At 65.8% G+C, this 18,296-nt stretch carries 14 protein-coding genes; 1 reads left to right on the forward strand and 13 read right to left on the reverse strand.

The window, feature by feature from the left end:
• The 9 genes from DDF67_RS04335 to cyoA all read right to left on the reverse strand — a co-directional run.
• Positions 1-2,186 (reverse strand): DUF7507 domain-containing protein (locus DDF67_RS04335; RefSeq protein ID WP_146197953.1); only part of this gene is annotated, 2,186 nt, incomplete at its 3' end.
• Positions 2,187-2,599: 413 nt separating this feature from the next.
• A complete protein-coding gene (locus tag DDF67_RS04340) occupies positions 2,600-4,774 on the reverse strand; it encodes a TonB-dependent receptor domain-containing protein (protein WP_146197954.1) in 2,175 nt (724 codons plus the stop codon).
• A gap of 86 nt (positions 4,775-4,860) precedes the next feature.
• Positions 4,861-5,394, reverse strand: a complete 534-nt coding sequence (locus DDF67_RS04345) for a response regulator transcription factor (protein WP_109099704.1) — start codon at positions 5,392-5,394, stop codon at positions 4,861-4,863.
• Entirely contained in the window at positions 5,384-6,739 is a 1,356-nt protein-coding gene (locus DDF67_RS04350) for an ATP-binding protein (protein WP_109099705.1), read from the reverse strand. Before DDF67_RS04350 ends, DDF67_RS04345 begins: the two co-directional genes overlap by 11 nt.
• Positions 6,736-7,479 (reverse strand): SURF1 family protein, encoded by a 744-nt coding sequence (locus DDF67_RS04355; protein ID WP_109099706.1) that lies wholly within the window; start codon positions 7,477-7,479, stop codon positions 6,736-6,738. Before DDF67_RS04355 ends, DDF67_RS04350 begins: the two co-directional genes overlap by 4 nt.
• Positions 7,476-7,868, reverse strand: a complete 393-nt coding sequence (cyoD, locus tag DDF67_RS04360) for a cytochrome o ubiquinol oxidase subunit IV (protein WP_109099707.1) — start codon at positions 7,866-7,868, stop codon at positions 7,476-7,478. Before cyoD ends, DDF67_RS04355 begins: the two co-directional genes overlap by 4 nt.
• Positions 7,865-8,488 carry a cytochrome o ubiquinol oxidase subunit III gene (gene cyoC, locus DDF67_RS04365; RefSeq protein WP_109099708.1) on the reverse strand — a complete coding sequence of 208 codons (624 nt, stop codon included), beginning with the start codon at positions 8,486-8,488 and terminating at the stop codon, positions 7,865-7,867. Before cyoC ends, cyoD begins: the two co-directional genes overlap by 4 nt.
• Positions 8,489-8,490: 2 nt before the next feature.
• A complete protein-coding gene (gene cyoB / locus DDF67_RS04370) occupies positions 8,491-10,488 on the reverse strand; it encodes a cytochrome o ubiquinol oxidase subunit I (protein ID WP_109099709.1) in 1,998 nt (665 codons plus the stop codon).
• A gap of 19 nt (positions 10,489-10,507) precedes the next feature.
• Positions 10,508-11,545, reverse strand: a complete 1,038-nt coding sequence (gene cyoA, locus DDF67_RS04375) for a ubiquinol oxidase subunit II (protein WP_109099710.1) — start codon at positions 11,543-11,545, stop codon at positions 10,508-10,510.
• Between the two features lie 239 nt (positions 11,546-11,784).
• Between cyoA and DDF67_RS04380 the strand changes: the two genes are divergently transcribed.
• Positions 11,785-13,134, forward strand: coding sequence for an MFS transporter (locus DDF67_RS04380; RefSeq protein WP_109099711.1), 1,350 nt, complete (start codon positions 11,785-11,787; stop codon positions 13,132-13,134).
• Between the two features lie 30 nt (positions 13,135-13,164).
• Here the strand turns inward: DDF67_RS04380 and DDF67_RS04385 are convergent, their stop codons facing one another.
• From DDF67_RS04385 to DDF67_RS04400, 4 genes are all read right to left on the reverse strand, one after another.
• Positions 13,165-13,611, reverse strand: a complete 447-nt coding sequence (locus tag DDF67_RS04385) for a DUF2147 domain-containing protein (protein ID WP_109099712.1) — start codon at positions 13,609-13,611, stop codon at positions 13,165-13,167.
• A 249-nt stretch (positions 13,612-13,860) separates the two neighbouring features.
• Positions 13,861-14,226, reverse strand: coding sequence for a hypothetical protein (locus DDF67_RS04390; protein ID WP_109099713.1), 366 nt, complete (start codon positions 14,224-14,226; stop codon positions 13,861-13,863).
• Positions 14,227-14,387: 161 nt separating this feature from the next.
• Positions 14,388-14,897 (reverse strand): protein activator of alkane oxidation PraB, encoded by a 510-nt coding sequence (locus DDF67_RS04395; RefSeq protein ID WP_109099714.1) that lies wholly within the window; start codon positions 14,895-14,897, stop codon positions 14,388-14,390.
• A gap of 207 nt (positions 14,898-15,104) precedes the next feature.
• A complete protein-coding gene (locus DDF67_RS04400) occupies positions 15,105-18,059 on the reverse strand; it encodes a TonB-dependent receptor (protein WP_109099715.1) in 2,955 nt (984 codons plus the stop codon).
• Between the last annotated feature and the right edge of the window lie 237 nt (positions 18,060-18,296).

The following is an 18,296-nucleotide window of genomic DNA, read 5'->3' on the forward strand; positions in this document are numbered from 1 at the left end:
ATCGAACCGGCGTCGGCATAGGGATCGGTCACCGTCACGCCGTCGAGCGTGGTGTTGCCGGTGTTGGCCACGGTGATGACGTAGCTGATCTGCTCGCCCGCCGCGTCGGCCGTACCGCCTGGGACGGTGGCGTCCTTGGTGATGTTCAGGCTGGGCCGGCGGTCGACGGGCACGCTGGCGTCGTCGGTGTCGGGGCCGGTCTGGTTGGAGTCGGCCGTGGCGGTGTTCTCAAGCGCGCCGTCGCCGCCGCCATTGGAGTCGATCTCGGCCTGGGTGACCGTGTGGGTGGCGGTGTAGCTCCAGGTTTCACCGATCTCCAGCAGGCCGTCATTGTCGCCCACCAGGTCGGCGCCGCGCATAATCGAACCGGCGTCGGCATAGGGATCGGTCACCGTCACGCCGTCGAGCGTGGTGTTGCCGGTGTTGGCCACGGTGATGACGTAGCTGATCTGCTCGCCCGCCGCGTCGGCCGTACCGCCTGGGACGGTGGCGTCCTTGGTGATGTTCAGGCTGGGCCGGCGATCGACGGGCACGCTGGCGTCGTCGGTGTCGGGGCCGGTCTGGTTGGAGTCGGCCGTGGCGGTGTTCTCAAGAGCGCCGTCGCCGCCGCCATTGGAGTCGATCTCGGCCTGGGTGACCGTATGGGTGGCGGTGTAGCTCCAGGTTTCACCGACCTCCAGCAGGGCGTCGTTGTCGCCCACCAGGTCGGCGCCGCGCATGATCGAACCTGCGTCGGCATAGGGGTCGGTGACGGTGACGCCGTCCAGCATCACGTTGCCGGTATTGGCTACTGTGATCGTGTAGCTGACCTGCTCGCCGGCCGCGTCGGCCGTGCCGCCGGGGACGCTGGCGTCCTTGGTGATGTTCAACGCCGGATTGCGGGTCAGGGTCACTGTCTCTGGATCGCTGTCGGAGACGGAAAGGCCGCTGGCCGACGAACCCGTGGCCGTACCGGTATTGGTGTAGCCGCCGGCCTCGATCTCGGCCTGGCTGAACATGTGCAGCAGACTGCCCGTGGCCGAGGCGCCGACCGCGAGGTCGTCGGCCTGCCCGTCGCCGTCCTGGTCGGTCAGGCCGGCAAGGGTGACCGCGATGTCGTCGGCGGTGTTTCCAGGCGTGCCGTTGTCATCCATCAGGGTGACGTTCAGCAGCTTGATCGTGCCGGTGTTGGTGACCGTGAAGTTGAAGACCTGGGTATCGCCGGCGTCGTCGCCGTTGCCGTCACCATCTGTGCGCGCGCCGGCCGTCTTGACGACGTCCACCTGGGGCGGGATCGGCTGGTTGCCGATCTGCACGTTGTAGGTGGTGGCCTCCGCGAGGGTCACGGTCTCGAAGGCGCCCGTCGTCTGGGTCCAGCCTTCCTGCAGCACCTCGTCGACCTGGACCGTGCCCAGCGACAACGGCAGGCCGCCGATCTGGAACGAGCCGTCGGCCTTGGTCACGGTCGAGCGTTCACCCGCGTCGAGCACGCCGTTCTTGTTCTCGTCGACAAAGATCGTCCAGCCGCCAAGGCCAGCTTCCCCGGCGTCCTGCACCCCGTCACCATCGGCGTCGAGGAACTTCACGCCGCTTATGATGGCGGCCTTCTCGGTGTTGAATTCCTCGAAGCCGTCATCGGCGCCGTAGGTGGTGCCGGGGCGGCCGAACTCGGCGTACATGGTGATGTAGGCGGTGCTCAGGTCGGCGCCGCCGAACAGCGAGACCGGCACGTAGAAGATGTAGTCGTCATTGCCGCTGCCCGACGAGTGGGCGTCCATCAGCAGCGTCTTGTCGCCGCCGGCGTCGAGATCGAAGATCTTGGTGAAGTCGGCGTCCAGTTCCTGCGTGCCGGCGACGTAGTCCGCGCCCGTGGCGGGGGCCGACGAGTAGTAGATCTTCATCGCGTTCAGCGCGGTGTACGGATTCTCGTTGGTCTCGTTGAGGTCCAGCCGGAATTCCAGGTACTGCACGCCGTTGATCACCCGGATGGGGATCTGGTTGAAGGTCAGGCTGCTGGTCTTGCTCTGGTCGGTGTTGAGCACGCCGCTGGCGTCGGTGTTGAAGCCGTTCTCGTTGCCGTCGTTGTCGCGGATGGCCAGGAACGGGTCGTAGTTGCCGGTGCCCGAACCGATCGCGTCGCCGCGCGTGATGACCACGCCGTTTACGGTTGTCGAACTGCCTGGTGTGGTGATGTCTATGTCGGCCATGACTTGCTCCCGAGCGCTCCGCGCGCGTGCCCTCTGGGCTCGTCCGCGCGATCCAAACGAAGGCCTCGATCACAACGTCGACGGGGGAAACGGATGCCGGGTCCGAAGTCGGCGTCGGAGGCGTACGCGTGGATCCTGAAGCTCGTGGTCGCTTTTCGGGATGCAGATGTTCGCTATCCCGTCGTCGGTCGAAGGCATTCCCGGAGCGCGCAGCGCCTACGCGAAGCGAAACAGCGGCTAGCGATCTGCCTAGATTGGGTTCCCGTCAATAGCTTGGCCATAGCAATGACAAGTCGTGATGCCAAATGCATTACGGCGTATATTTAAGCGCCTGCCGAAATTGATCGCGACAATTCAGATCATTTAGATGAACTGGGGCTTCGCCCAGGTAGAAACGAGAAAAACTCGCCCGATCAGAAGCGGCCGCGCAAGGACACTCGGATCTGGCGCCCGATCGGGTCCTGCTCGTCGCGCCCATAGCCCGGCGCGGGCAGGCCGTCGCCTCTGCGGGCCTGCTGCCTGGCGTCGAGCAGATTTTCCAGATCGACCCCAAGCCTCAGGCCGCTCCGCCGCCTGGCGCCGGCCGCCTGGGCGCTCGCCGGCGGGTCGAAAGTGTAGCCCAGGCGCAGGTCGACGCGGGTGAAGTCTCCCATCACCAGGTCGTCGGCGCCGTCGACGCCCCGCTCGCGCCGGATGCGATAGCCCTCGTTCCAGTTGACCGATGTGCTGAGGCTCCACTTGCCGCGCCGCCCGTCCAGAGAGGCCGAAAGGCGCTGCTTGGACACCCCGCCGCCGTCGCCGACCAGACGATCCAGCACGGGAAAGCCCTCCCGAATGACGGTCAGACTCTTCAGCTGCACCGAATGGTTCAGCGACACCCGCCAGGACAATATGTCGCGGGGAGATTTTGCGCCCGGCTTGGTCGGCAGGCTGAAAGTGAAGTTGGACGAGAAGTTGCGGGTCTCCATAGAGCCCAGATTGATCGGCCGCTGGTCGATGCCGGTCAGCACGCCGTCGGCGTCGCGCTGGAAGCGCTCTGGGAAGGCCGCCTCGACGGCGGGCGTCAGGGTCGGCAGCGCACCGATCCCGTCGGTCGTCTTGCTGCCCTGGTAGTTGATCCCGCCGGTCAGTCCCCATCGGGTCACCGGCCCGGCCGAGGCGTTGAGCGAGTAGGTGTTGCTTGTCTGCGGCCGCAGCCCGGGATTGCCGCCATACAGCGGCAGAACCTCGACGGAGCGACCGGTCCGGAAATCGTAGACCACGATCGGCGCGCCATAGAAGTCGGGCTCGAACAGTTGGGCGCTCGAGGGCGTCTCGTAGCTTCGCGACCACGACCCGTTCAGCCTGACGAGCGGCCTGGGGCTCCACGAAAGGCTGCCGTTCACCCCTCCCCCGCCGTCCGATCCCGTCTGCCGGCGCAGCGCTCCGCCCAGGCTTAGGGTCGCGTCGCCCAGATGGAAGCCCTCCTCACCCGGCATGGCGCGCAGCAGCGGCGCGTTGAGCGTGCCCCGCAGCTCTCCACTTTCGACTGTACGCTCGGTCCGCACGCCTTCGCGGGTGTTGCTGGAGGTGCTGTGGCTGGCCGTGCCCGAGACGTTCGCCCTCACCGGACCGGCCGGCAGGGTCAGCAGCGCGCGATCGCCGCCGAGGTTGAGCGTGACGCCGCGATTGCGGTTGACGCTGTTGGTCAGTCCCTCTTGCTCCGCCCTGGACATCTGGCCGTCGAGTCCGGCCCGCACGGTCCAGCCGGCCAGCTCGCCAGTGACGCCGGTCGTGACGTTCAGGCCCTGCTGCTGACGTCGGGTTTCGACCAGCTCGCCGTTGACGCGCGAAAACGTTCGATCGCGCTGGGCTCGGCCATTGCCGCCCAGCGAGACCGCCCAGTCGCCCAGCGACCGGTTCATCGACAGGTTGGCCCCCACGCTCTGGGTCGCCGGCCGCAGGGTGACCCCCTCGGAGCCCGGCTTGGCTCGCAGGTAGTCCGAACGCTCGTCGGCGCGCAGCGAGGTGTCGCGCGCGGCTCGCAGTCCGAACTGGGTGGTGTCGTTGTTGGCGATGGCCGAGCGGCGCACGTCGCTGGTCATCGAAACCCGGCCGCCGGCGGTCGGCGTATTGGCGCCTGCTTGGCCGTCGCGGCTCTGGAAGTTCTTCTGCAGGACGAGGTTGACGACCCGCTTCCCGGGTTCGGCCCCGTACTCGCCCGCCGCCTGCTGCGGCAACACCTCGACGCGGGTCAGGGCGTCGGGCGGAAAGCCCATATAGTCGCCGGGGTTGAGCACGCGGCGGCCGTTCACGATCACCACGGGCGCTTCGTCCAGGCCATAGGCCTTGCGGATCCGGTCAAGCGCCTCGCCGATATCGTAGGCGTCCAGCGCGTCGATCTCGTCCGCGCCCAGTTCCGTCTCGGGCGCTACCCGCGCCGCGCCGCGCCGCGCCAGCACCTCGACGCCGTCCAGTTGCACCGCCCCGCCCTCGACGACCGCCTGCGCGGGGCCTCCTGACGCCCCACGCGTCACGACCTGGTCGCCGGCAGGGGCGTCGCTCGCGACGGCGGCGGGCAAGGCGGACAGGATAAGCAACCAGGACATCGGGGCCATCCAGCCGCATCACAGCCGCGAGTTGCAAGGGCTGTTATGTACTTTTTTGTAAATAAAAGCGCGGCCGTATTGTGGCTTCAGGTGATGCGGCGCTTTTCAAGCTTGCGAGCCAGGGTGCGGCGGTGCATGCCCAGGCGCCGGGCGGTCTCGGAAATGTTGAAGTCGGTCTCGACCAGGGTCTGGTGGATCCGCTCCCATTCCAGGTTCTTGATCGAGGTGGCCCGCTCGCCGATCGCCGTCCCGGCGTCGCCCTCGCGCTTCTCGAACGCGGCCTCTATGTCGTCGGTATTCGAGGGTTTCGCGAGGTAGTGGCAGGCCCCGAGCTTGATGGCCTCGACCGCCGTGGCGATGCTGGCGAAGCCCGTCAGCACCACGATCAGCATCTCCGGATCACGGGCGATCAGCGCCTGCACGCAGGCCAGGCCCGACTCCCCGGCCAGCTTCAGGTCGACCACGGCGTAGCGCGGCGTGAAGGTCTCCAGCGCCACCAGCGCCTCGTCCAGTCCATGGACGTGCGCCACCTGGTAGCCCCGGCGCTCGAACGACTTCTTGAGCGTGGCGGCGAACTTCTCGTCGTCCTCGACGATGATCAGCTTGCGTTCAGCGGGCATGACGCCTCCCGATCTGCAGCGACGCCAGGGGCAGGCTCAGCACGACGCGGGCGCCGCCCTCGGAACGGTTGGCCGCAGCCACCTCCCCGCCCAGCTTGCGCAGCACGTTGACCACCAGGAAGAGGCCAAGACCGCCCCCTGCCCTGCCCTTGGTCGAATTGTAGGGCGTGCCGAGGTTGTCGAGGGTCTCGGCGGTGAAGCCCGGTCCCTGGTCCTCGACCACGACGACGATCCAGCCGTCGGTGACGCGCGCGCTCATCCGCACCGCCTGGGGCGAGGCGTCGCGGGCGTTGTCCAGCACGTTGTGGATCACCTGCTTCAGCGTCGATTCCGCGACGATCGGCGTGACGCCGGAAAGGTCGGGCGCGTAGGTCAGCACCTCGCCATCGCGGGTGGCCCGCCACTCGTCGACCACCTCGTCGAGGAAAGCCCGCAGGGTGCTGGCCCGCACTTCGCCGCTGCGGGCCTCGCCGGCCGACAGCAGCACCCCGGTGACGATGTCCTTGCAGCGTTTGACCTCGCCGCGCATGTCCTCCAGCTCCTGGGCCAGCTCCGGATGCTTGGCGAACACCTTCATCCGGCGCCAGTCGCCCAGGATGACGTCCAGGGTCGCCAGCGGCGTACCTAGCTCGTGCGCGGCGCCGGAGGCCAGCAGGCCCATGCGGACGATGTGGGTCTCTTCCGCCGCCCGCTGGCGCAGCTCGGCCAGGTGGGCGTCGTGGCGGCGCAGGTTGCTGTTGATGCGCGAGACGAAGGTCACCAGCAGCACCGCGTCCAGAACCACGCCCATCATCATACCCATGATGAACAGGCCGAAGAACGCCTGGTCGCTGAGCCCCGTGGCGATCACGGGCCGGTTGGCGGCCACCAGCAGCAGGAAGCAGAAGCTGGTCAGGAACACGATCGCCCAGGTCGCCCAGACCTCCAGCAGCACCACCCCAAGGATCACGTGCAGCAGGTAGAGTGTCGTGAACGGGTTGGTCGCCCCGCCGCTGAAATAGAGCTGGGCCGTCAGGGCCAGGGAGTCGAGCGCCAGGGCCAGGAACAGGTCGTAGGGGCCGATCGGCTTGGCGCTCTTCAAGCGCAGCAGGCTGAACAGGTTCAGCACCACCAGTACCGCCAGCACCAGCATCATCGCCGCCAGCGGCAGGTGGAAGCCCAGGCTGAAATGCACCGCCAGGATGGTCACCACCTGACCGACCACGGCGATCCAGCGCAGGTGGATCAGCTGCAGCATGTTCTGGCGGGCGATGGCGTCGGCGGGGCCCGCCGCGTTGTCCGCGGCCCGCGCTCCCGAAAGCCAGCCCGACATGCCGGCGATCAGGATGCGGGTGGTAGGCGTCATGGGGTCTCTTTACCCCGGTTCCTGCGCGCGTCGAACAGAACATAGACGGCCGCTCCGCCGGTCAGCAGCGCCAGGCCGAACCAGGTGAGCATGTAGACGAGGTGGCTGTTGGGGAACTTGACGACCGTCAGGCCGCCGATCGGCCAGCCGCCGGGATTGGGCGCAGCGTCGGCGTCGACGAAATAAGGAGCGACGTTGGAAAGCCCCCTCGCCTGCCCGATGGCGGCGACGTCGCGGGAGTACCAGCGGTTCTCGGCCGGGGCGTTGGTCCGCAGGAAGCCGCCGTGCGGCTCGGTCAGGCGCAGTAGGCCGACCACGGTCACCGGACCTTCGACCTGGGCGGCGAGGCGCGCGCCCGGCGCGCGGCGCTCGGCCGAGACGAAGCCGCGGTTGACCAGGACGTCGAAACCCTGGTCGGTGGAAAGCGGGGTCATGACCCAGAAACCGGGGCCTTCGGTCGTCACGGCCTGGACCAGGGTCTCGCGGTCGTGGAGGAAGCGTCCCGTCAGGCGCAGGCGGCGATAGCCGTCGCTGGCCTGCGAGATCCCCGCCCAGCGGCCTGGACCAGGCGGCGGGGCGGGTTCTGCATGGATGCGCTGCTCGACCCGGGCGATCAGGTCGAGCTTCCAGGCCCTGCGCTGGACCTGCCAGCCGCCGAGCGCCAGGAAGACCGCCGTGAAGGCCAGGCAGAGCCCGACCAGGGCGGTCGTCCGGACGGCTCGGCCGCCGGACTTCGTCACGGAACTTCCCGCATTTCGTGCGGCGCCGGCGCCATCATGTGGGTGTCGAGGTTGTGCATCACCCACATCGAGCCGGCGAGCGTGATCACCACGATGATGAGGGTGAACACCAGGGCCAGCATGGTCCAGCCGCCTTCCGAACGCGAGTTCATGTGAAGGAAGTAGATCATGTGGACGATGACCTGGATCGCGGCCAGGCCCATGACCGCCACGGCGGTCATCTGGTGGCTGGGCAGCACGTCGGCCATGACCAGCCAGAACGGGATGGCGGTGAGGATCACCGCCAGCACGAAGCCGATCACGTAGTCCTTCAGCGTACCGTGAGCGCCGCCTTCGCCGTGCTCATGGTCGTCATGCGCGTGGTGCGCGTCGTGGCTGGCCGCGCTCATTTCAGGACTCCGAGCAGGTAGACGAACGAGAAGACGCCGATCCAGATGACGTCGAGGAAGTGCCAGAACATCGACAGGCACATCAGGCGACGCTTCATCTCGACGCCCAGGCCGCGCTTGGCGACCTGGACCATCAGGGTGACGAGCCAGATGGTGCCGAAGGTCACGTGCAGGCCGTGGGTGCCGACGAGCACGAAGAACGACGACAGGAAGGCGCTGCGCTGGGGACCGGCGCCCTCATGGATGAGGTGGTTGAACTCGTACAGTTCCAGCGACAGGAAGCCGAGACCGAGCAGGCCGGTCACGGCCAGCCAGGCCAGGGTCGGCTTCACCTTCTTGGCCTGGGCCGAGATCATGGCGAAGCCGTAGGTGATCGACGAGAACAGCAGCAGCGCGGTGTTGACCGCCACGATGGGCAGATCGAACAGATCCGCCCCCGAGGGGCCGGCCGCATAGTTGCGGCCGAGCACGGCGTAACAGGCGAAGAGCACCGCGAAGATCAGGCAGTCGCTCATCAGGTAGATCCAGAACCCCAGCAGGGTCCCGTTCTCCGGATGGTGCTCCTCGGTCGTGTGGAAGCGGATTTCGTCCGCCTCGGTCAGGGTCTGGGCGTGGGCCATGGTTACGCGAGGCTCCGCAGGGCTTCGGTGCGGGCGTCCTCGATGCGGACGACCTCCTCGGCCGGAATGTAGTAGTCACGCTTGAAGTTGAAGGTGTGGATGATCGCCGAGGCCACGAGAGCCACGAACGAGATCACCGCCAGCCACCAGATCTGCCAGATCATCGCGAAGCCCACGACCACCGAGATCCCGGCCAGGACGACGCCCGCGCCAGTGTTCTTCGGCATGTGGATCGGGATGAACCCGGTCGTCGGCCGCTGGTAGCCACGCTGCTTCATGTCGTGCCAGGCGTCGATCTCGTGGATCACCGGCGTGAACGCGAAGTTGTAGGCCGGCGGAGGCGACGAGGTCGACCACTCCAGCGTACGGCCGCCCCAGGGGTCGCCCGTCTTGTCGGCGTACTGTTCGCGCTTCATGAAGCCGACGACCATCTGCATCACGAACGAGATGATGCCGAACAGGATCAGTACGGCGCCGAAGGCCGAGATCACGAACCAGATCTGCAGGCTGTGGTCTTCGAAGTGGCTGACGCGACGGGTCACGCCCATCAGGCCCAGGACGTAGAGCGGCATGAAGGCGAAGAAGAAGCCGATCTGCCAGAACCAGAACGACAGCTTGCCCCAGAACGGATCCAGCTTGAAGCCGAAGGCCTTCGGGAACCAGTACACGATGCCGGCGAACATGCCGAACACCACGCCGCCGATGATCACGTTGTGGAAGTGGGCGATCAGGAACAGCGAGTTGTGCAGGACGAAGTCGGCGGGCGGAACGGCCAGCAGGACGCCGGTCATGCCGCCGATGACGAAGGTGACCATGAAGCCCACGGTCCACAGCATCGGCACTTCGAAGCGGATGCGGCCGCGGTACATCGTGAACAGCCAGTTGAAGATCTTCGCCCCTGTCGGGATCGAGATGATCATCGTCGTGATCCCGAAGAACGAGTTCACGCTGGCGCCCGAGCCCATGGTGAAGAAGTGGTGCAGCCACACCAGGTACGACAGGATCGTGATGACGACCGTGGCGTAGACCATCGAGCTGTAGCCGAACAGGCGCTTGCTGGAGAAGGTCGAGACAACTTCCGAGAACACGCCGAAGGCCGGCAGCACCAGGATGTAGACCTCGGGGTGACCCCAGATCCAGATGAGGTTCACGTACATCATCGGATTGCCGCCGAAGTCGTTCGTGAAGAAGTTGGTGCCGAGGTAGCGGTCCGAGGACAGCAGGGCCAGGACGGCGGTCAGGATCGGGAAGCTGGCGACGATCAGGACGTTGCTGCACAGCGAGGTCCAGGTGAACACCGGCATCTTCATCAGGCTCATGCCCGGGGCGCGCATCTTCACGATCGTGACGATCAGGTTGATGCCCGACAGGGTCGTGCCCACGCCCGCGATCTGCAGTGACCAGATATAGTAGTCGACCCCTACGTCTGGACTGTACGCCAATCCAGACAGCGGCGGATAGGCCAGCCAGCCGGTGCGGGCGAACTCGCCGACGAACAGCGACAGCATCACGGTGATCGCGCCGCCGACCGTCATCCAGAAGCTGAAGTTGTTCAGGAACGGGAAGGCCACGTCGCGGGCGCCGATCTGCAGCGGCACGACGAGGTTCATCAGGCCGGTGATCAACGGCATCGCCACGAAGAAGATCATGATCACGCCGTGGGCGGTGAAGACCTGGTCGTAGTGGTGCGGCGGCAGGTAGCCGGCCGCGTCGCCGAAGGCGATGGCCTGCTGCGCGCGCATCATCAGGGCGTCGGCGAAGCCGCGCAGCAGCATGATGATGGCCAGGATGATGTACATCACCCCGATCTTCTTGTGGTCGACGCTGGTCAGCCACTCACGCCACAGATAGCCCCAGACCTTGAAATAGGTCAGGGCGGCCAGGACGGTGATCCCACCCAGGGCGACGACCCCGAAGGTGCCGATCAGGATGGGTTCGTGAAGGGGAATGGCGTCCCATGTGAGACGGCCGAAGATCGTTTTTACGAGGTCCGGGGACATGAATGATCTCTAGGCTTGATCAGCGCGCTTCGGCGGGCGCGGACTTGGGGGCGCAGAGCGCGGCGATGAACGAGCGGATGCCGCCCTCCCCGCGCCGGGTCCGCTTGTCGTATTCGAGCGTGGTGACGTTGTAGACGCCTTCCATGCCCAGGCCGCCCGACTTGTCGATGGCCATCATGTCGTGCTGGCACATCTTGCCCGGCTCGACGCAGCGGTTGACCGCCTTGTCGAACAGGCCGGCCTCGACCGAGGCGAAGCGTTGCGGCGGAACCTTCTCGCTGGGCTTTTCCAGGACCAGGTAGCGCGTGCCGTCGAGACGGTCGTTGCTCTTGCGCACGTCGGCCGCCCACTTGTCGAAGTCCGCACGGTTCATGCCGTGGAACTTGAAGCGCATGTGCGAGAAGCCTTCGCCGCTGTAGTTGGCCGAGAAGCCGTCATAGACGCCCGGCTTGTTGATGACCGCGTGCAGCTTCGTGCGCATGCCGGGCATGGCGTAGATCTGACCGGCCAGGGCGGGCACGTAGAACGAGTTCATCACCGACGAGGCCGTCAGGTCGAAGTCGATCGGGGTGTCCACCGGCGCGGCCAGTTCGTTGACCGTGGCGATGCCGAGCTCGGGGTAGATGAACATCCACTTCCAGTCGAGGGCGACGACCTGCACCTTCAGCGGCTTGACGCCTTCGGCGCTGCGGCCCGGCGCGATCCGGTCCAGCGGACGATACGGGTCCAGCAGGTGGGTGCTGGTCCAGGTCACGGCGCCCAGGATCATGATGATCACCAGCGGGGCGGCCCAGATCACGATCTCGAGCTTGGTCGAGTGGTGCCACTCGGGGTCGTACTTGGCCGCCGTGTTCGACTGCCGGTACTTCCAGGCGAAGAACAGGGTGAGAATGATCACCGGGACGATGATGACGAGCATCAGGACGGTGGACAGGATGATCAGGTCGCGCTGCTGCGCGGCGATGTCGCCGGACGGGTTCATCACCACCCAGTCGCAGCCGCTCAGCAGGAGCAGCACGGGCAGCAGGGCGAGCTTCTTCAAGGAACTCGGTGTCATGAGGGACCTGGACTACGGACGTTGGCGGCGCCGTTAAGCCAGTCCGCCAGTGCGTGACATTGGACCATTTGTCCTAGGGGCAGCCTTAGCACACGAAGCCGTGTTCTTCGAGCGGAGCCGAAGAGGCCTCAAGACGTTTGCCAGGAAGGGTAAGTTGGTCTCATGCTCGGACTCAGACCGTCGAAAAGGCGGCTGAAAAGAGTTTGGGACGAAAACAACAGGAATAGGCGCGTAGCTGCATGAACCAGGATTTCGCAATTCCGACGTCATCGGGCCTAGAGCGTGACGCACGGCGATTGCATGCCGATCACAAGGGGGTGCGCCCCGGCGAGATCGCCATCGGCGTGATCATCGGCCGGACCTCGGAATTCTTCGACTTTTTCGTCTACGCCATCGCCTCGGTGCTGGTGTTTCCGCAGCTCTTCTTCCCCTTCGTCGACCGGCTGACGGGGGTGCTCTGCTCCTTCGCCATCTTCTCGCTGGCCTTCGTCGCCCGGCCGATCGGCTCGGCGATCTTCGGGGCCATCGACCGCAACTATGGGCGCGGCGTGAAGCTGACCATCGCCCTCTTCCTGCTCGGCGGCTCGACGGCCGCCATCAGCTTCCTGCCGGGCTACGCCACGGCCGGCGTCCTGTCGATCTGGGCGCTGGCGGCCTTCCGCATCGGCCAGGGTCTGGCGCTGGCCGGCGCCTGGGACGGCATGGCCTCGCTGCTGGCTCTCAACGCGCCTGAGAAGAAGCGTGGCTGGTACGCCATGATCCCGCAGCTGGGCGCGCCCTTCGGCTTCATGCTGGCCAGCGGCCTCTTCGCCTACTTCGTCGCCAGCCTTGGCTCGGCCGACTTCCTCGACTGGGGCTGGCGCTACCCGTTCTTCGCGGCCTTCGCGATCAATGTCGTGGCCCTGTTCGCTCGCCTGCGCATCGTCGCCACCGAGGAGTTCGGAAAGCTGTTCGAGAAGGGCCAGCTCAGCCCCGTGCCGATCACCAGCCTGCTGAAGGCCCAGGGCGGCAACGTGCTGATCGGCGCCTTCGCCCCGCTGGCCACCTTCGCGATGTTCCACCTGGTCACGGTGTTCCCGCTGTCGTGGGTGTCGCTGCATGACGATGGCGGCGAGGCGCTGAACTTCCTGCGCATCGAACTGGCCGGCGCCCTGGTCGGCGTGGTGGGCATCATGGCCTCGGGCTGGATCGCCGACCGCATCAGCCGCCAGAACCAGCTGGCCCTCTCGGCCGTGCTGATCGGCGTGTTCAGCCTCGCCGCGCCGTGGCTGCTCGACGCCGGCAGCGTTGGCCAGACCATCTACGTGGTCGCCGGCTTCGCGATCCTGGGCCTTTCGTTCGGTCAGGCCTCGGGCGCGGTCAGCTCCGGCTTCCTGCGCAAGTACCGCTACACCGGCTCGGCCGTGGTGTCGGACCTGTCGTGGCTGGTCGGCGCCGGTTTCGCGCCCCTCGCCGCCCTGGCGCTCGCCACCTTCTGGGGTCTGCCGGCCATCGGCCTCTACCTGGCCTCGGGTGCGGTGGCGACGCTGATCGCACTCAGCCTCGACCGCCGTCGCCGGCTTCACGCCAAGGCCAAGACTAGCGCCTGATCTGAAGTGAAATGGTCTCCCGCGTCGCCCTCAGGCGACGCGGGTCCAGACCTGGGTTTTGCAGAGGAAGTTGCCAAGCACGCAGCCCCTGGCCCGCAGCTTGCCGGCGTCCAGCACCAGAACCCGGCCCGAGAAGGTCATGTTGATATCCGGCGCGAAGACCTTGCCGCGCCATTCGCCCTTGTCCCCGGGCGAGAAGTCCCTCAGCAGCTGTCGCCCCAGAAGCTCGCCGCCCGAGCCCTTGCGCGCGTCGGTGCGCGCTTCGTCATTCGCCCAGACCACATAGCCGCAGACCTCCGGCCCGCACGGCTTGATCTCCACATGGACGCTGCCCTTGGGATTGCGCCAGACGCCGTAGATGCCGTCCGTCGATGGCGGAGTCTGGGTCTGGGCTTGGGCGGCTCCGGCCAGCCATGCCCCCAGGGCAAGCGCCCCCAGCCCCAGGGCCTTCGCTAATCCGCGCTTCGATGACGACATGGCTGCTGCCCTCCCCCGTTTCCCGGACGGTCGGCCGGACCGCTCCCGCCGTCAAGCACGGGCATGTCCGGGAAGAGCTCAGGGCATCTGGCTGAGGGGCGCACCCCGGGGCATTCCCCAGATCATGCAGCCCCATACCAGCCAGGGATCACGGCGCCAGCGATAGCTGATGCGTCCTGGGGTTAGCTGGTTCCGCGCACGGCGTTCCCCACTTCTCCGGAGCGGCTGGGCTCCGGATCCCGCGGGCCTTCAGGGAAAGATTGGCGCCGTGGTGCTGTAGGTGAGCATGCCGTCGATCTGGCAGAAGCCCGGCGAGCCCGGAATGCCGCTCGAGAAGCTGTTGAAACCTATATATTGGCCGTCGACGGGCGGTGCGGTCAGGTTCTGATTGTGCGCTGAGAGCGTGCCCTGGCACTGGCCCACGGGATGGTGGTATCCGAAATTGGTGATCCTGACCGGAAATATGGAGTAAGTGTCGAGGTCGATGAACCACGGGGCGCTCGTCGGCGTCAGGATGAAGCCACAGGTCCAGATATATAAGCCTCCGCCGGACGAGAACGTGGCCGATGTTATCGTGCCGCTGAACTGGCCAGGCGGCAGGCGAGAAGGACGCAACGCTTCAGCATGCTGCTCTCTGCTTGATGATTGGGCGTGAGGCGAACCGCAGTCGCGGCGAGCATGTGGGCCTCGAAGGCGTCTTGAAAGGAAAACGCCGGAGGCCCGAAGGCCCCCGGCGAGTCGAGGGGTAGAGGGGATTATAAGTCCGCCCCCTGTCCTCAGGGGTTGACGATGACCGTCTTGTTGGACGTCAGGTAGCCGTTGATCACGCAGGCGTTCGGCGAGCCGGGGATCGTCGCGCCCGTGAAGGTGATCCGCTGGAGGGTGTCATCCCACTCGCCGAACACGTCGCCCGAGCAGGTGCCGGCGATCGAGGTGGCGGAGATGCCGGTCACCTTGATGTAGTCCTTGCCCGTCGAGGAGTCGTGATAGGGCTGCAGGCTCCACGGGAAGCCCGACGGCGCGACGAGGATGCCGCACACCCAGGTGCCGCCCGAGAAGCTGCCGCTGTTCACGTTGCCGGTGGTGGCGCTGGTGATGTTGGCGTTCAGGCTGGTCACGCAGTCGGCCGTGGTGGTCTGCTGCAGGTTCAGGGTGCCCGACAGATTGATGTTCGACAGGCTGGTCGGGGAGAAGGTGCCCAGGACCGGGGCGGCGTTGGCTTGGCCGGCGAGGGCCAGCAGGGCGGCCGCGGCGGTGGCGGCCAGAACAGAAGCGCTCTTCAACATGACGTCTTCCTCTCAGTTGTTCTTTTGCAACTCCTCATCCGGGAGCGCCCTGATTACAACCTTCGCGTCACAAGGGAGTCAAATGAAAAAATCAATAACTTCAATATGATATAAAGAGTAAGACGCCAACGCCCGGCGCTCCGGCAAGGAGCGTCGGGTGAAAAAGTCGCCGCCCCGTTTCCAGGGCGGCGAGGCGCCGAGATAAGCCTAGAAGCGCTTTGACACGCTGACCGCGATGAGACGGGGATCGAGGGTGAAGACGTTGGCCGTGAGGCCAGTGTCGTCGCTGTTGGTGAAGCTGTCGGTGATGGGGGTCTTGTCGAACAGGTTCTTGACGTAGGCCTGGAAGATCAGCCCGTCGGCGGGCTTCTCCAGCGTCACCGAGACGTTGACGTTGTCCCACGCCTTCAGGCGGTCGTAGGTGGTGTTGTAGACCCGCGCATAGCTGCTGCCCTGGTAGTAGTAGTCGCCGCGCAGCGTCAGCTCCCAGTCGTCCTTGAAGAAGGTGTATTGGGCGCCGACGTTGGCGGTCCAGTTCGGGGCGTTGGGCAGTTCGTTGCCGCTCAGGTCGGCGTTGAAGCCCCGGCCGCCGTTCGGCGCCTCGGTCAGCGGGTCGTAGGTGAAGCCGTAGATGCGCCAGAACGGCAGGTTCGAGGTGAAGTTCGGGTTGAACGTCCCCGTCCGCAGCGAGCCGCCGCACAGCGCCTGCAGCGCCGCCACCGTGGTGTCCGCCGGCAGGTTGCGTTGCAGGATCGTCTGGACGTGCCTGGTCGGGGCCACGCAGTTCGACGGAACCTGCAGCCACGGCCGCAGAACCGTCCAGTCGGCGTTGCCCTGGGTGCGGTTCATGACGTCGATGGAGCCTTCGCCATCGTCGATCCTGGTGTTCAGGTAGCCGAGGTTGGCGTCCATCCGGAAATTGCGGTTGGGACGCCAGATCGTCTCCAGCTCCAGGCCCCAGGTGCGCGAGTCGAAGTTCTCGTTCAGCGAGATCCGGTCGACGATCTGCGAGACCTGATAGTCCTTGTAGTCGTAGTAGAACGCCGTGGCGTTCAGGCGCAGGGCGCCGCCGGCCAGGGTGTTCTTGGTGCCGATCTCGAAGGCGTTGACGTATTCGGGATCGAAGGTCTGGGCCAACGGCTGGTACTGGATCACGGCGGGGTTGATATCGACCCGCGGCGGGTTGGCGCCGCCGCCCTTGTAGCCTCGCGAGAACGAGGCGTAGACCAGGGTGTCCTGGGTGAAGCTCAGCTGCGGCTTCCAGTCCACGACCAGGCGGCCGGTGACCGCGTCCCACTGCTGGTCGATGTCGGGCAGAGCCGGATAGTCGCGGCTGACATAGCCGCCCGAAAGCTGACCCGGATTGCCGCGGTCCGCGCCCAGCAGCAACTGGCTGGGATAGGGCGTGCTGACCTTGCGGTCGTCGGTGTAGCGCAGGCCGGCCGTCAGTCGCCATTCTGGCGTCAGGTCGAAATAGGCCTCGCCGAAGACGCCCCACGACCGAGTGTGGATCTGGTTCTTGCTGCGGAAGTAGTTGTGGCCGTCGCCCGCCAGGTTATCCAGCGAGGTCGGATCGACGTAGATGCATTCCTTGGTCGTCGCCGGCGTACAAGGCTGCGTCTGGCGGCCCAGGTTGGACGGCGCTCCGATCACGACGTTGTAGTAGTACTCCGCCAGGAACGAGAACAGGTTGTTGAAGACGAAGTAGTCGTCGTTCGACTTGAAGTCGATGTAATTGGCGCCCAGGCTGAAGTTGAAGCGCCCCTCGTAGGACGACTGCAGGCGCAGTTCCTGGGTCCACTGGCGGTTATCCGAGCGGCTCAGGTCGACCGAGAGCATCCGGTTAGAACGCCCGAGCTGCGGATCGTTGTAGTAGCCGCCGGGCGTCGGGGTGGTCGGCGCGACGATCGGCCGACCCAGGACGTCGTACAGGCCTTCCGAGCTGTTGAAGATCGGATTGGAGACGAAGCGGTTGTAGTCCTGCGACGAGTAGTAGTCGTCCTTGGCGTAGGCCGTCTGCGAGATCAGCTTCAGATTGTCGCTGAGATCGAACTCCATGTTGAACTGATAGACATCGTTCTTCACGCGGAAGATCGGGTCGTAGCTCGTGGCGATCTCGCGCAGGTCCCGCGACTGGGTCAGGCCGGCATACGGGTTGACGCCCGGGTTCACCGCGTACACGGCCTGCCGGTCGGCGGTGTAGCCGTAGTTCATGCTGGCCAGGAAGACGTGGGCGAAGGCGCCGCCGTTGGGCACGCCGTAGGCCGCGTCGCTGTAGAGCGAACCGGGCAGGCAGCCCTGGCTCAGGCGGTTGCGGACGACCTGCGAGGTGATGGCCACGCCGCCGATCGAGGTCGGGCCCGGATCGGTGGTGCAGAGCTGCTTGCCGGTGCGCGAACGCTGGTCGTCTTCCTCGAAGTGCTCCCAGATCAGGTTGCTGCGGAAGCGGTCGTTCGGCTCGAAAGCCAGCGACAGGCGCGTGGACCACAGGTCGCGATCGTTGACGTGCGTGTCGTTGAAGCTGTTGTAGTCGAAGCCGTCGCGCTTGGTCATCGACCCGGCCAGGCGAACGGCGAAGGCCTCGCCTAGCGGCACGTTGACCAGGCCCTGCATGCGGCGGCTGTCGTAGTTGCCCGCCTCGCCCTTGATGAAGCCCTCGAACTTATGGCTGGGCAGGTTCGGGATCATGTTGACCACGCCGCCGGTGGCGTTGCGGCCATACAGCGTGCCCTGGGGACCGCGCAGCACTTCCACGCGCTGGACGTCCAGGTACTCCTGCTCGAACAGGCGGTTGCGGATCAGCGGGGTGGAATTGAAGCTCACGGCGACGGCAGGGTCGCTGCTGGCCGAGATCGCCTTGGTCCCGACCCCACGGATCGAGAAGTTGTACATGCTGAAGTTGGCCTTGGAGAACGAGACGTTCGGCACGGCCCGGACCAGTTCCGAGCCGCCTTCGATCTTCATCTCGTTCAGCGCTTCCGAAGACAGGGCCGAGACGGCGATCGGCACCTGCTGGATCGACTCTTCACGCTTCTGGGCCGTGACGATGACGTCCTCGACCTGGGTCGCTTCCTGCGCGAAAGCCTGGCCCGCCCCGGCGGCGAGCGCAAAAATCGACGCGGTTACAGCCAGACGCGCGCGAACGCAGGGCTTTGAAGCCATGCTATTTCCTCCCCTACCCCGACCCAGCTCTCCGTCCAGGCCGACGAACGTTTCCCCCGCCCCAAATCAATCTCCGACGGCATTGGCGGACGCGCCGACGGTTGGGTTGTACGATCTACCTATTCACTAGCATGTCAATACATTACTTACACCGATGTTCAGTTCCCTGACGTAAGTTCCGTACGGCTACGTAGCGCTCCCAATGACGCCGAATTAATATTTACATCGCTGTAAAAA

It is taken from the genome of Caulobacter endophyticus (assembly GCF_003116815.1).
Lineage (GTDB): Bacteria > Pseudomonadota > Alphaproteobacteria > Caulobacterales > Caulobacteraceae > Caulobacter > Caulobacter endophyticus.